This is a genomic window from Streptomyces sp. NPDC058291, from assembly GCF_042880855.1.
GTDB lineage: Bacteria > Actinomycetota > Actinomycetes > Streptomycetales > Streptomycetaceae > Streptomyces.
Map to the genome: position 1 here is coordinate 40,723 of NZ_JBHVYK010000056.1, position 14,012 is coordinate 54,734.

Genomic DNA, 14,012 nt, shown 5'->3' on the forward strand with positions numbered 1-14,012 from the left:
CCTCAGGTCCCTCGCGGCTCCCTCACGCTCCCTCCGGCTCCTGCGGCTGCTGCTGGTGTCCGGGGGCGGGGAGGGCAGGGGCGGCGGGGGCGACGGACATCTCGCGGTACCGTCGACTCCCGTCGACGAGGAGAGCCAACGTGAGCAAGTTCGTGCGGCCGGCGCCCGAGGGCGCGGACCCCTTCGGCACGGCGCGCCTGCGCCGCGGGGTCCTGGACGCCTGGGCCACCAGCCCGGCCCGCTTCCGGGAGGACGCCAACGCCGAGGAGGACCTCGTCCTCGGCGGGTACCGGGACCGGCTCGTCGTCGAGCTCGCGCAGAACGCCGCCGACGCCGCCGCCCGGGCCGGGGCGCCGGGGCGGCTGCGGCTCACCCTCAAGGACGGCGTCCTGGTCGCCGCGAACACCGGCGCGCCGCTGGACGCGGCCGGCGTGGAGTCCCTGGCCACCCTGCGGGCCTCCGCCAAGCGCGAGGCGCAGCAGTCGGCCGTGGCCGTCGGGCGGTTCGGCGTCGGGTTCGCCGCCGTCCTCGCCGTCACCGACGAGCCGGCCGTCGTCGGACGCCACGGCGGCGTCCGCTGGGACCTCGCCGAGGCCCGCGCGCTCGCCTCCGAGACCGCCCGGCACAGCCCCGGCCTGGGGGACGAGATCCGGCGGCGCGACGGCCATGTGCCGCTGCTGCGGCTCCCGTTCGCCGCCCAGGGCACCGCCCCGGACCCGTACGACACGGCCGTCATCCTTCCGCTGCGCGACACCGCCGCCGCCGACCTGGCCGAGCGGCTCCTCACCGCCGTCGACGACGCGCTCCTGCTGGCCCTGCCGGGGCTGGAGGAGGTCGTCATCGAGATCGGCGACGGCGCCGCCCGCACCCTGCGGCGTTCCGTCGACGGCCCGCTCACCGTCGTCTCGGACACCGAGCACGGCACGACCCGCTGGCGGACCGCCGCCGCCCACGGCGACCTCGACCCGGAGCTGCTCGCCGACCGTCCCGTGGAGGAGCGGCTGCGTCCCCACTGGTCGGTCACCTGGGCGGTCCCCGTCGACGACGAGGGCGCTCCCGTGCGGCCCCGCACCACGCCCGTGGTGCACGCCCCGACCCCCAGCGACGAGCCGCTCGGCGTCCCGGCCCTGCTCATCGCCTCCTTCCCGCTCGACACCACCCGCCGCCACGCGGCCCCCGGCCCGCTGACCGACCACCTGGTGCGCCGTGCGGCCGACGTGTACGCCGAACTCCTCGCCGACTGGCGGCCGGTGGGCGCCGGGATCATCGACCTGGTGCCCGGGCCGCTGGGCAAGGGGGAGCTGGACGGAGCGCTGCGCCGGGCCGTTCTGGAGCTGCTGCCGCGCACCGCCTTCCTGCCGCCCGCCGTCGCGCCCGTGCCGGACGAGGAGGACGGGGCCGAGGGCGAGGACGCGGTCGGGCTTCCCGAGGCCCTGCGTCCCCGTGACGCCGAGGTCGTCGAGGGCGCCGGCGCCGAGACCGTGCGGGTGCTCGCGGAGGTGCTGCCCACGCTGCTGCCCGCCGGGCTGGAGCGGCGCGTCGAGCTGCGCACGCTGGGCGTCGCGCGGATCCCGCTCGCGGACGTCGTCGACCGGCTGGCCGGTCTGGAGAAGGACCCGCAGTGGTGGTACCGGCTCTACGACAGCCTGGCCGGGGTCGACCCGGACCGGCTCACCGGGCTGCCGGTTCCGCTGGCCGGCGGCGCCCCGCAGGGTTTCGGCGCCGGGGGAGGGCGGACGACCATCGGCCCCCGCCAGGTGCTGCTGCCCACGCCGGACGCGGCCGGCCTCGACCCGGACGTCCTGCGCCGGCTCGGTCTCAAGGTGGCTCACCAGGATGCCGCGCATCCCCTGCTGGAGAAGCTGGGCGCCCTGCCCGCCACCCCGCGCGCCGTCCTGACCACCCCGCAGGTGCGGGCCGCCGTCGCGGCTTCCCTGGACGACGACGGCGGAGCCTGGGACGACCAGGACGCGCTGGACGCCGAGGAGCTCGCCGACACCGTGCTCGGGCTCGTCCGCGCCGCGGGGCTCGAGCCCGGCGAGGAGCCCTGGCTGGGCGCCCTCGCGCTGCCGGACGAGGACGGCGAACTCGTCCCCGCCGGTGAACTGGTGCTGCCGGGCAGCCCTTTCGCCTCCGTCATCCGGGAGGGCGAACTCGCCTGCGTCGAATCCGAGTTGGCGCAGAAGTGGGGCGAACAGCCGCTCGCCGCCTGTGGCGTGCTGGCCGAGTTCGCGCTGGTGCGGGCCACGGACGTCGTCCTCGACCCGGACGAACTGGAGCCGCGCGACGGCGACTTCGCCGAGCCCGACGACGCGGGGCTGCTGGACGCGGTGGACGTGTGGTGCGAGGACATCCTCGACCGCTTCCCCGACAGTCCCGTGCCTCCCGTCGCCACCGAGCTGGTCGCCGTCCGCGACCTCGACCTCGTCGACGAGGACCGCTGGCCGCAGGCCCTCGCGATGCTCGCCCGGCCGCCGCTGCGCGACGCCCTCACCCAGCCGGTCCGCGTCCTCCTGCCCGACGGCACCCACGAGGTCGTACGGCCCTACACGGCCTGGTGGCTGCGCGGGAACCCGGTCCTCGACGGCCGCCGCCCGGCCGGTCTGCGGGCGGCCGGCGGCGACCCGCTGCTGCACGGCCTGTACGACGAGGCCGACGCCACCGGCTTCGACGACGAGCAGGTGCTGCGCGCCCTCGGCGTGCGGACCTCCGTGGCCGCCCTGCTCGACGAGCCGGGCGGCGCGGCGGAGTTGCTGGACCGCCTCGCCGACCCGGATCGTTCCGTCGGCGCCGCCCAACTGCACGGCCTCTACGGCGCGCTGGCCGAGCTCGACCCCGAGCAGGTGACCCTGCCGGACGAGCTGCGGGCCGTCGTCGACGGGCGGGTCGAGGTCGTGGACGCCGCGGACGCGGTGGTGGTCGACTCTCCCGACCTGCTCCCCTTCACCCAGGGCGTCCCGCTGCTCCCGGTCCGCCCCTCCCGGGCGGCCGAACTCGCCGAGCTGTTCCAGGTGCGGCGGCTGAGCGAGTCCGTGACCGGCGAGGTCGACTCCGAGGGCGCCGAGCACGACGTCCCGGATCCGGTGCGCGCACTGCTCGGCCCGCGCACGCCCGCCGCCTACGTCGAGCACGAGGAACTCGTCGTCGACGGCGTGGAGATCGACTGGCGCCTGACCGGCGACGGCGTCCTGCACGCGGCCACCCTGGAGGGCGTCGCGGCCGGCCTCGCCTGGGCGGCCCGCCAGTGGCCCCGCCGCTTCGAGGTCGCCGCCCTCCTGGAGGACCCGTCCAGGACGGCGGAACTGGCCCGGGACCGCTGGTTCGACTGAGCGCCCAGCAGACAAGAAGTCCGCCCCACCGGTGAGCATCCGGTGGGGCGGCCTTCTTCACGGACCGTCCCGTCTTCGACCGCCGCTCCGAATTCCCGGGGCCTGAAGGTCCGACGTCGTGTTGCGACGTCAACCGGGTTGCACCGTACGGCGGTTGCTCCGCGGCCTGGAACGGGCGGGATCGGGCTGGGACGGTGGTCCGGGGGTGGCCCCTTCGTCGGACAGCTCTCGCGTCCCGCACAACCATTCGGGTCCGTTGCGCATCTCACCGCATGAGCCAGCAGGCTCCTCGACCATGACCTCGGGCGTCGGCGAGCCGCAGGGAACGCCCTCCGCCGGGGCCCCTTTCTCCACGGGGGAATGCATGCCCGTACGCGCCACCGTGGCCGCCGTCGCCGGCGCCATGGCCCTTTCCGCCCTCGCCGTGCCGGCCGCGCAGGCCGCGGGCAACGGCACGCGCCACCCCGCCGACCCCCTGAAGGCCCCGCACACGGCCGCCTCCGGCCGGAGCGCCTTCAGCGCCTTCGCCGGTGCGAGCCCCGCCGACAGCGGCGCCCCGTACCCGCTGGACGTCACGTTCGGCAGCGTCAAGGTCAACAAGGGCAGGCCGATCGTGGCAGGCACCGGCGGCCATGTCAGCGTGCCGGTCACGTTCAAGGTCACACACGGCGCGGGCGTCGACCTCGGCGCGGAAGACGTCGAGCTGGACCTGGCCGTCTACCGCGGCGCCTCGTTCGCCGCCCCGGACGCCCTCCTGGTCGGCGACTACCGGCCGACCTGCACCGACACCTCCGCCACGGTCGCCTCCTGCGCGGGCACCATCGACGTCCACCCGGCCGACAGGCTGTCCAACGCCGACGCCACCGGCTGGAAGGCGGCCGGCTACGTCGTCGACTGGAACGACGTCGACCCCAGCGACGACGTCGACTGGACCAAGGTCGGATACGCCGAGGGCGACGCCCTGGCCACCGTCAGGCTCCAGCGTCTCTCCCGGCTGACGGCCGACGCCGCGCCGGAGCCGGTGAAGAAGGGCAGGACGATCACCGTCACGGGCAAGCTGGCCCGCGCCAACTGGGACACCGACAAGTACGCCGGTTACTCGGCCCAGCCGGTGAAGCTGCAGTTCCGCAAGAAGGGCAGCAGCACCTACACCACCGTGAAGACCGTCAAGTCGAGCACCACCGGCGGTCTGAAGGCCACGGTCACGGCGTCCGTGGACGGCTACTACCGTTTCGTGTTCGCGGGCACCTCGACCACCCCGGCGGTCAGCGCCGCGGGTGACTTCGTCGACGTCAAGTGAGACGAGGCGGGCGGGCCAGCGGCTCCTTCACTCGCGGATCATTCTTTACTTTCTTACGTACAACTCACCGACTCCGTCACTGATCTCACCTGATGGGTCAACAGGCCCCGAGATCACTCCTCTCCATCTGGGGAACGCACATGCGCATACGCGCTCTCGTCGTCGCCGCCACCGGCGCCGTCGCCCTCTCCGCCCTCGCCGTCCCGGCCGCGCAGGCCGCTCCGGCAGGTCCCGCCGTCACCTTCTCCAACGTGAAGGTCAACGGCGGCAAGAACATCGTCGTCGGCCCGACCACGAAGGTCACGGTCGCGGCGAGCTACACCGTCACCAAGCCCGCCGGTCTGAACGCGAATTCCTTCATCACCTTCCCCGTCCTCTACCGGGGCGCCACTCTCAGCGAGTCCACGCCCGACAAGGACGTCTGGCTCGGCGACGAGCCCGGCACCTGCACGGCGTCCTCCCGGACGGTCCTGAAGTGCACGGCCACGGTCCAGTTCCGTCCGAAGGCGACCGACATGTACGGCGACCTGACCAACGCCCTGGCGGGCGCGTGGAAGGTCGGCGCGGCCGCCATCGACGACGACGGGCTCACCACGGGAAGCAACTTCGGCGGCATCAAGCTGCAGCGCAAGTCCACCCTCACCGCCGACGCCACCCCCGAGCCGGTGAAGAAGGGCAAGACGATCACCGTCACGGGCAAGCTGGCCCGCGCCAACTGGGACACCGACAAGTACGCCGGTTACTCGGCCCAGCCGGTGAAGCTGCAGTTCCGCAAGAAGGGCAGCAGCACCTACACCACCGTGAAGACCGTCAAGTCGAGCACCACCGGCGGTCTGAAGGCCACGGTCACGGCGTCCGTGGACGGCTACTACCGCTTCGTGTTCGCGGGCACCTCGACCACCCCGGCGGTCAGCGCCGCGGGTGACTTCGTCGACGTCAAGTGACGTCGGACAGCTGAAATCGGCCGGTCCGGAGCTCCGGGCCGGCCACCTCGCTCTCCCCTCCGGGGGAGCGCACCTGCGCAGGCGGTCAGTGGGGAGCGCACCTGCGCAGGCGGTCAGTCGGGGAAACGGCGGTCGACCCAGCGCCAGGAGAACTCCAGGGCGACCGCCGCCACCACCGCGACGCCCACCGCGATCCACGGCATCGCCAGCCCGACCAGTTTCAGCGCGAAGAAGTGCTGCAGCGACGGGACCGCCAGCACCAGCAGGAACGCCGCGCCCATCGAGGCCACCAGCAGCACCCGCCACCAGGTGTAGGGCCGGGCGATGATCGCCAGCACCCACATCGACGCCAGGAATAGCGTGAGCGTGGCCGCGCTCGTCTCGGCCTCCAAGGAGCCCTCGCCGGTGTAATAGTGACGGGCCAGCAGGTACGTGACGAAGGTCGCGACCCCCGCGATCACGCCGCCCGGGACCGAGTACCGCATCACCCGTCGCACGAAGTGCGGCCGAGCCCGCTCGGTGTTGGGGGCGAGGGCGAGGAAGAAGGCCGGGATGCCGATCGTCAGCGTGGACAGCATCGTCAGATGCCTCGGCAGGAACGGGTACTCCACCTGCCAGCACACCACCAGCAGGGCCAGCAGCACCGAGTAGACCGTCTTGACGAGGAAGAGGGTAGCCACCCGGGTGATGTTGCCGATCACCCGCCGCCCCTCCGCCACCACCGACGGCAGGGTCGCGAAACTGTTGTTCAGCAGCACGATCTGCGCGACCGCCCGGGTGGCCGCCGAGCCCGACCCCATCGCCACGCCGATGTCCGCGTCCTTCAGGGCGAGCACGTCGTTGACGCCGTCCCCGGTCATCGCCACCGTGCGCCCGCGGGACTGGAGCGCCCCGACCATGTCCCGCTTCTGCTGCGGGGTGACCCGGCCGAACACCGTGCCCTCGTCCAGCGCCCGCCCCATACCGTCCTGGTCCGCCGGCAGCCGTCGGGCGTCCACGGCGGCGCCGTCCAGACCGAGCTTCGCGGCGACCGCCCCCACCGACACCGCGTTGTCGCCGGAGACCACCTTGGCCTGGACGTTCTGCTCGGCGAAGTAGCGCAGCGTGTCGGCCGCGTCGGGCCGCAGCCGCTGTTCGAGCACCACCAGCGCGACGGGCCGGGCTCCGCGCGCGGGCTCGGGATCGCCCAGGTCGCGCGCGGCGCGGGCCAGCAGCAGCACGCGCAGGCCCCGCTCATTGAGCCGCTCCGTCTCGGCGAGGGCGGGATCGTCGTCGTCCAGCAGCACGTCGGGCGCCCCCAGCAGCCAGGTGCTGTCCCCGCCGTCGCTCTCGCTGTCGGTCTCGTTGAAGGCGGCGCCGCTGTACTTGCGGGCCGAGGAGAACGGCAGGGACTCGGTGCAGCGCCAGCCCTCGCTGTCCGGAAAGGCGTCGATGACGGCCTGGAGGGAGGCGTTCGGCCTCGGGTCGGACTCCCCGAGCGCCCCGAGCACCCGCCGTACGTACCCTTCGTCGGCGCCGTCGAGGGTGCGCAGGCCGGTGACGTCCATGCCGCCCTCGGTGAGGGTGCCGGTCTTGTCCAGGCAGACGGTGTCGACGCGGGCGAGGCCCTCGATGGCGGGGAGTTCCTGCACCAGGCACTGTTTTCGGCCGAGCCGGACGACGCCGATCGCGAAGGCGACGGAGGTGAGCAGGACGAGCCCCTCGGGGACCATCGGGACGATGCCGCCGATGGTCCGGGCGACCGAGTCGCGGAAGTCGTTGTTCTGGACGAACAGCTGGGTCACGACGAGGCCGACCGCCGCCGGGACCATCATCCAGGTGACGTACTTGAGGATCGTCGAGATGCCGGAGCGCAGCTCGGAGTGGACGAGCGTGAAGCGGGAGGCCTCCTCGGCGAGCTGGGCGGCGTAGGCCTCGCGGCCGACCTTCGTGGCCCGGAAGGCGCCGCCGCCGGCCACCACGAAGCTGCCCGACATGACCTGGTCGCCCGCCCGTTTCACGACGGGGTCCGCCTCGCCGGTGAGCAGCGACTCGTCGATCTCCAGCCCGTCGGCCTCGACGCAGACCCCGTCCACGGCGATCTTGTCGCCCGGCCCGATCTCGATGAGGTCGTCCAGGACGAGCTCGGCGGTGGAGACCTCGACCGCCGTGCCGTCGCGGCGGACGGTGGGACGGGCCTCGCCGACGACCGCGAGGGAGTCCAGGGTCTGTTTGGCCCGCCACTCCTGGACGATGCCGATGCCGGTGTTGGCGAGGATGATGAAGCCGAACAGGCTGTCCTGGATGGGGGCGACGGCGAGCATGACCAGCCACAGGACGCCGATGATCGCGTTGAACCGGGTGAACACGTTCGCCCGGACGATCTCGCCGGCGGAACGGCTGCTGCGCGCGGGCACGTCGTTGACCTGGCCGCGCGTGACGCGGTCCGCGACCTCGGCGGCGGTCAGGCCGGCCGCCGTCGGCGCGAGGGCGGGTGCGTCGGTATGGGCCATGGAATCGACGGTACGTGCGGTTTCGGGGCTTCACCCCCGGAAGCCCCGAAGATCCGACCCCGAAGATCCGACCCCGAAGATCCGACCCCGAAGATCCGACCTGCGGAGGACGGCGGTGCTCCGTGGCTTGTAGGGGTCGACCGAGGGCGCACGGCCGAGGGGCGCACAGCCGAGGGCACGCGGCCGAGGGCACGCGGCTGCGGGCGGGCGGTTACTCGGCGGACGCCCGTTTGATCGCCGCGTCGCGCTTGCGGACGTACCAGATGCCGATCAGCCCGAGGCCCGCTCCCGCGAGGCAGGTCCACACCCACCAGGCACGGCCGCGGTCGTCGAACCAGCCGTAGAAGGGGAGCTGGACGAGGAAGAGGACGAACCAGAGGATCGTGCCGCCGATGATGGTGGCGACGACGGGGCCCTCCAGGGGCTCCGGCGCCTCGTGCTGGGGTGTCCACTTCGCCATGGAGGACAGCTTACGAGGTGGTCACGTCTACGCGCGGAGATGGCCGATCCCCACGTCATATGTTCATACTGAAACGGTTTGATGTTGACCACTTCTCTTCGTAGGAACCGCCAAAACATGTCCACCTCGGCCCCCGCCAAGATCCCCGCCCCTGACGAGCCGGGAGCCAGGTCCGCCCACGGCGCCCTCGATCGCTACTTCAAGATCTCCGAGCGGGGCAGCACGCTGTCCCGGGAGATCCGTGGCGGCTTCGCCACCTTCTTCGCGATGGCGTACATCATCGTGCTGAACCCGATCATCCTGGGCAGCGCGAAGGACATGTACGGGCACCAGCTGGACAACGGCCAGCTGGTCACCGCCACCTGTGTGACGGCGGCCTTCACCACGCTCCTCATGGGCGTGATCGGCAACGTGCCCATCGCGCTGGCCGCCGGCCTCGGCGTGAACTCCGTGGTCGCGCTCCAGCTCGCGCCCCGGATGTCCTGGCCGGACGCCATGGGCATGGTCGTGCTCGCCGGTCTCGTGGTGATGCTCCTGGTCGCCACCGGTCTGCGCGAGCGCGTCATGAACGCGGTCCCCTTCGGTCTGCGCAAGGCGATCAGCATCGGCATCGGCCTGTTCATCATGCTGATCGGGCTCGTCGACTCGGGCTTCGTCAGCCGCATCCCGGACGCCGCGCACACCACCGTCCCGCTCCAGCTGGGCGCCGACGGTCACCTGAACGGCTGGCCGGTCCTCGTCTTCATCCTCGGCGCGCTGCTCACGCTGGCTCTGATCACCCGCAGGGTGCCCGGCGCGATCCTGATCTCCATCGTGGCGATGACCGTCCTGGCGCTGATCATCAACGCGGTCGCCACCGTCCCCTCCTGGGGTCTGACCACCCCCGAGTGGCCCGGCAACCCCGTCGAGGCCCCCGACTTCGGGCTCATCGGCCAGGTCAGCCTGTTCGGCGGCTTCCACGAGGTCGGCGTGCTGACCGGCGTCCTGTTCGTCTTCACGGTGCTGCTGTCGTGCTTCTTCGACGCGATGGGCACGATCATGGGCGTCAGCGACGAGGCGAAGCTGACCAACGCCAAGGGCGAGATGCCCGGCATCAACAAGGTCCTCTTCGTCGACGGCCTCGCGGTCGCCGCGGGCGGCGCCAGCTCCTCCTCCGCCACCACCGCGTTCGTGGAGTCCACGGCCGGCGTCGGCGAGGGCGCCCGCACGGGCTTCGCGAACCTCGTCACCGGCGGGCTCTTCGCCGTCGCGCTGTTCCTGACCCCGGTGGCCACGATGGTCCCGTCCCAGGCCGCCACCCCGGCGCTGCTCGCGGTCGGCTTCCTGATCCTGGCCGGCTCGGTCAAGGAGATCGACTGGGCCGACCACACCATCGCCATCCCGGCCTTCATCACCATGGTGATGATGCCGTTCACCTACTCGATCACCAACGGCATCGGGATGGGCTTCATCACCTTCGTCCTGCTGCGCCTCGCGGCCGGCCGCGGGCGCGAGGTCCCGGCGCCGATGTACGTGGTCTCGGCCGTGTTCGTCTTCTACTACCTGATGCCGGCCCTCGGCCTCACCTGAGCCCCGACCTCGCCTGAGCCCGACCGCATCCGAGCCCCCGCCGCACCGGAGTCCCCGGCCTCGCCTGAGCCCGGCCCCCGAGTCGCGGGAGCGTCGGTACGGGCTCAGGTGAGCCCGTAGAACTTCTCCGTCTCGTCGACCGCGGTCTGGAACCGCTCGTCGAAGTCATCCCGGATGAGCGTCTGGACGACATAGTCCTGGACGCTCATCCCTCTTTTGGCGGCATGCTGCCGGAGCCGTTCGAGCAGCTCCCCGTCTATCCGCAGGCTGAGCACACTGGTCCCCATGAGACGAGGGTCGCGGGCGTGTAGCGCAGTCCGGTCACTTTCCGCTGCCGACTCACCCGTTCGAGTGATGGCAGGGTTTCCGTGTCCAGTGTCACGGGGATCCCGGCGCGCCCCAGCTTGTTTAGCCAGAGTAATGACTTATGCTAAAGAGATGTCTGACCTCACCCATGGCGACGACGCTGCCGCCGTGAACTCCCTTCGCTCAGCCGTCATGCGGCTGTCCCGTCGGCTCAAGCACCAGCGGGTCGACGAGTCGCTGAGCCCGACCGAGATGTCGGTGCTCGGCACCCTCTCCCTCTGCGGCAGCGCCACACCCGGCGAGCTCGCCCGCAAGGAGCACGTGCAGCCGCCCTCCATGACCCGCATCGTGGCGCTGCTGGAGGCCAAGGGTCTGGTCCGGCTGGAGCCGCACCCGGAGGACCGGCGCCAGAAGGTCGTCACCAAGACCGAGCAGGCCGAGGCCATGCTCGCGGAGAGCCGCGCCAAGCGGAACGCCTTCCTGGCGACGCTGGTGGACGGCCTCGACGAGGACGAGTGGGCGAAACTGCGCGCCGCCGCCCCCGTGCTGGAGAAACTCGCACACCTGTAGGCAGCCATGAGGAGGCGACCCTTTTGAGTTCGGGACCCGGAGCAGACTCCGCCCCCGCACCGACCACCCACGAGACCCTTGCCGGGAAGCCCGCCCAGGGCGTCGGCAGGACACCCGAGTCACCCACAGCTTCCAGGTCACCCAGAGCTTCCGGGTCACCCACAGCTTCCGGGTCACCCACAGCTTCCGAGCCGGCCAGGTCTTCCCGGACGGCCCGGTCCGCCGAGCAGTCCGGGACGTCCGAGCGGCGCAAGTCGTCGTCCATGTTCAGCTCGCTGAAGGTCAGGAACTACCGCCTGTTCTTCCTGGGCCAGGTCGTCTCGAACATCGGCACCTGGATGCAGCGCATCGCGCAGGACTGGCTGGTGCTCAGCCTCACCGGCTCGGCCACCGCCGTCGGCGTCACGACGGCCCTGCAGTTCCTGCCGATGCTGCTCTTCGGCCTCTACGGCGGCGTCCTCGTCGACCGTCTGCCCAAGCGCCGGACGCTGCTGTTCACCCAGTCGGCGATGGCCCTCACCGGCATCGCGCTGGCCGTCCTCAGCCTCTCCGGACACGTCCAGGTCTGGCACGTCTACGTCGCCGCGTTCGCCGTGGGACTGGCGACCGTTCTGGACAACCCGGCGCGGCAGACGTTCGTCTCCGAGATGGTGGGCCCCGACCAGCTCCAGAACGCGGTCAGCCTCAACTCGGCGAACTTCCAGTCGGCCCGGCTGATCGGCCCCGCCGTGGCCGGCGTGATGATCACCGGCGTCGGAACCGGCTGGGCGTTCCTCTTCAACGGCCTGTCCTTCGTCGCCCCCCTCGCCGGTCTGCTGCTGATGCGCGCCCGTGAGCTGCACGTCGTCGAGCGCGCCCCGCGCGGCAGGGGGCAGCTGCGGGAGGGACTCCAGTACGTCGCCGGCCGCCCCGACCTGATCTGGACGATCGTCCTGGTCGGGTTCGTCAGCACCTTCGGGTTCAACTTCCCCGTCTACCTCTCGGCCTTCGCCGACGACGTCTTCCACGCGGGTGCGGGCTCCTACAGCCTCTTCAACACGCTGATGGCGGTGGGCTCCCTGGCGGGCGCCCTGCTCGCGGCCCGGCGCGGCACGGCCCGGCTGCGGGTGCTCGTCGCGGGGGCGGTGGCCTTCGGAGCGATGGAGATCGTGGCCTCCATGGCCCCCTCGCTGTGGCTGTTCGCGCTCCTCATGGCCCCCATCGGGATGTTCGGCATGACGGTCAACGTCACCGCCAACAGCAGCGTCCAGCTGAGCACCGATCCGGCCATGCGCGGCCGGGTGATGGCGCTCTACATGATGGTGTTCATGGGCGGCGCCCCGATCGGCGCGCCGATCGCCGGCTGGGTCACCGACGCGTACGGCGTCCGGGCGGGCCTGGCGTCGGGCGGCGTGGTCTCGGCCGCCGCGGCCGTCACCGTCGGCCTGGTCCTGGCCCGCATGGGCAACCTCCGTCTGTCGGTCGGCTGGCACCGCGGTCACCCGCGGGTGCGGTTCGTCCCCCGGGAGGACCGGGAGCTCGCCACGGTCGCCTGACCCGGCGGGACGTCACCCGCAGGACGCGGCGGGGGGCCACGCGGCGGGGGGCCGCACCCTGCGGGCCAGCACCTGGCCGGGCCACCGGTGCTCCCCGACGGTGTAGGCCTGCGTCGGGGTGAAGCCGTCGGCCTCGTAGTAGGCGACCAGTCGGCGGTCGTCGCCGGCGTAGCAGTCCGCCCGGATCAGGGAGACGCCCGCCTGCCGGGTCGTCTCGGCCGCGTGGGCCAGCAGGGCGCTGCCCACGCCGTGGCCCTTGAAGCGGCGGTCGGAGGCGAGCCAGTGGATGTACCGCTCGGGCTCGCCGGGGGGCGGGAGATGCGACAGGTACGCGCCGGGCCCGTCGGTGAGGGTGAGGGCGGCGGCCGGCACGCCGTCGGCCTCGGCGACGAACGCCCAGCCCTCCTCCATGCACCGGACGACCGACTCCACCTTCTTCGGGCTCTCCGACAGCGGCCTCGTCCCCCACTGGCCGGGCCGCCCCTGTGAGACGAGCCACGCGGCGCTGCTGTCCAGCATCCCGAGCAGCACGGGGACGTCGTCCGGCCCGCCTTCTCCGATCGTGATCCGCATGACGTCATCCATGGTGCGCATGCGGCTGCCCCGGCCGGGAAAATCGGCCCATGAGACTCTTCGCCGCCGTGCTGCCCCCGGACGCCATCGCCGACGAACTCGCCGAGCGGGCGGCCCCATTGCGCGCGCTGCCGGGTGCGGACGCGCTGCGCTGGACGGACCGGCCCGGCTGGCACTTCACCCTCGCCTTCTACGGCGAGGTCGACGACGGCGTCGTCCCCGGGCTGTCGGAGCGGCTGGAGCGCGCCGCGCACCGCAGCGCGCCCTTCGAGCTGGCGCTGGGCGGCGGGGGCGAGTTCGGGCACGGACGGGCGCTGTGGGCCGGTGCGGCGCGGGACGTGCCGGCGCTACGGCTGCTGGCCGACCGGGCGGAGGCCGCGGGGCGCAGGGCGGGCGTCGAGATGGGGCGGCACCGCCGCTACCAGGCGCACCTGACGCTGGCCCGCAGTCGTGCGGCCGTGGACGTGCGGCCGTACGTCGAGGCGCTGGAGTCCTTCGAAGGCCGCACCTGGACGGTGGGGGAGCTGGTGCTGGTGCGCAGCCGCCTGCCGAGGTCCGGGGTTCCGGGCGAGCAGCCCCGTTACGAGCCGGTCGGGCGCTGGGCGCTGGGAAGGGCCGGTTAGTCTCGACGCGTGGACCCGAAGACCCGGAACCGGATCATGGCCGGCGCCCTAGTGCTGTTGTTCGTCGTGGTGGCGGTGGCGGCGGCGGTCGGCAGATAGCGCAGGCTGCCGCCCCGGCCGCCCCGCCCCGCCCCCGCCGCCGTGCCCTGCCCGGGCGGACGGTCCCTGCCCGGGCAGGCGGACGGCCCCTGCTCCCGACGCCGCGCCCCGCCCCCGCCGCCGTGCCTTGCTCCCGCCGCCGTGCCCTGCCCGGGCGGACGGTCCCTGCCCGCGCCGGCGGACGCCGCCTGCAGCCGCCGCCGCGCCCGGCC

General features: G+C 72.7%; 11 protein-coding genes. 7 read left to right on the forward strand and 4 right to left on the reverse strand.

The window, feature by feature from the left end; genetic code table 11:
- Nucleotides 1-140 precede the first annotated feature (140 nt).
- From ACFVYK_RS25505 to ACFVYK_RS25515, 3 genes are all read left to right on the forward strand, one after another.
- Complete coding sequence (locus ACFVYK_RS25505; RefSeq protein ID WP_389777999.1) at nucleotides 141-3,329, forward strand: sacsin N-terminal ATP-binding-like domain-containing protein; 3,189 nt, start codon at nucleotides 141-143, stop codon at nucleotides 3,327-3,329.
- Between the two features lie 364 nt (nucleotides 3,330-3,693).
- The gene (locus ACFVYK_RS25510; protein ID WP_389778001.1) at nucleotides 3,694-4,629 is read left to right on the forward strand and encodes a hypothetical protein; all 936 of its coding nucleotides are present in this window, start codon (nucleotides 3,694-3,696) and stop codon (nucleotides 4,627-4,629) included.
- A gap of 140 nt (nucleotides 4,630-4,769) precedes the next feature.
- Nucleotides 4,770-5,573 carry a hypothetical protein gene (locus tag ACFVYK_RS25515; RefSeq protein ID WP_389778003.1) on the forward strand — a complete coding sequence of 268 codons (804 nt, stop codon included), beginning with the start codon at nucleotides 4,770-4,772 and terminating at the stop codon, nucleotides 5,571-5,573.
- A gap of 113 nt (nucleotides 5,574-5,686) precedes the next feature.
- On the opposite strand, the gene ACFVYK_RS25520 is transcribed toward ACFVYK_RS25515, so the two are convergent.
- On the reverse strand, nucleotides 5,687-8,065 hold the full coding sequence (locus ACFVYK_RS25520) for an HAD-IC family P-type ATPase (RefSeq protein ID WP_389778005.1): 2,379 nt from the start codon (nucleotides 8,063-8,065) through the stop codon (nucleotides 5,687-5,689).
- A 211-nt stretch (nucleotides 8,066-8,276) separates the two neighbouring features.
- Entirely contained in the window at nucleotides 8,277-8,525 is a 249-nt protein-coding gene (locus ACFVYK_RS25525) for a DUF2530 domain-containing protein (RefSeq protein WP_389778007.1), read from the reverse strand.
- A gap of 117 nt (nucleotides 8,526-8,642) precedes the next feature.
- On the opposite strand from ACFVYK_RS25525, the gene ACFVYK_RS25530 reads away from it, so the two are divergent.
- A complete protein-coding gene (locus ACFVYK_RS25530; RefSeq protein WP_389778009.1) occupies nucleotides 8,643-10,094 on the forward strand; it encodes an NCS2 family permease in 1,452 nt (483 codons plus the stop codon).
- 104 nt (nucleotides 10,095-10,198) lie between these two features.
- Here the strand turns inward: ACFVYK_RS25530 and ACFVYK_RS25535 are convergent, their stop codons facing one another.
- Nucleotides 10,199-10,381: a ribbon-helix-helix protein, CopG family gene (locus ACFVYK_RS25535; protein WP_329218426.1), complete on the reverse strand. Its 183-nt coding sequence runs from the start codon at nucleotides 10,379-10,381 to the stop codon at nucleotides 10,199-10,201.
- 151 nt (nucleotides 10,382-10,532) lie between these two features.
- On the opposite strand from ACFVYK_RS25535, the gene ACFVYK_RS25540 reads away from it, so the two are divergent.
- A complete protein-coding gene (locus ACFVYK_RS25540) occupies nucleotides 10,533-10,970 on the forward strand; it encodes a MarR family winged helix-turn-helix transcriptional regulator (protein WP_109000334.1) in 438 nt (145 codons plus the stop codon).
- 263 nt (nucleotides 10,971-11,233) lie between these two features.
- The gene (locus ACFVYK_RS25545) at nucleotides 11,234-12,505 is read left to right on the forward strand and encodes an MFS transporter (protein WP_389778011.1); all 1,272 of its coding nucleotides are present in this window, start codon (nucleotides 11,234-11,236) and stop codon (nucleotides 12,503-12,505) included.
- A 12-nt stretch (nucleotides 12,506-12,517) separates the two neighbouring features.
- On the opposite strand, the gene ACFVYK_RS25550 is transcribed toward ACFVYK_RS25545, so the two are convergent.
- A complete protein-coding gene (locus tag ACFVYK_RS25550; RefSeq protein WP_389778013.1) occupies nucleotides 12,518-13,078 on the reverse strand; it encodes a GNAT family N-acetyltransferase in 561 nt (186 codons plus the stop codon).
- Between the two features lie 50 nt (nucleotides 13,079-13,128).
- Between ACFVYK_RS25550 and thpR the strand changes: the two genes are divergently transcribed.
- Nucleotides 13,129-13,701 (forward strand): RNA 2',3'-cyclic phosphodiesterase, encoded by a 573-nt coding sequence (gene thpR, locus ACFVYK_RS25555; protein ID WP_389778015.1) that lies wholly within the window; start codon nucleotides 13,129-13,131, stop codon nucleotides 13,699-13,701.
- The last annotated feature ends 311 nt before the right edge of the window (nucleotides 13,702-14,012 follow it).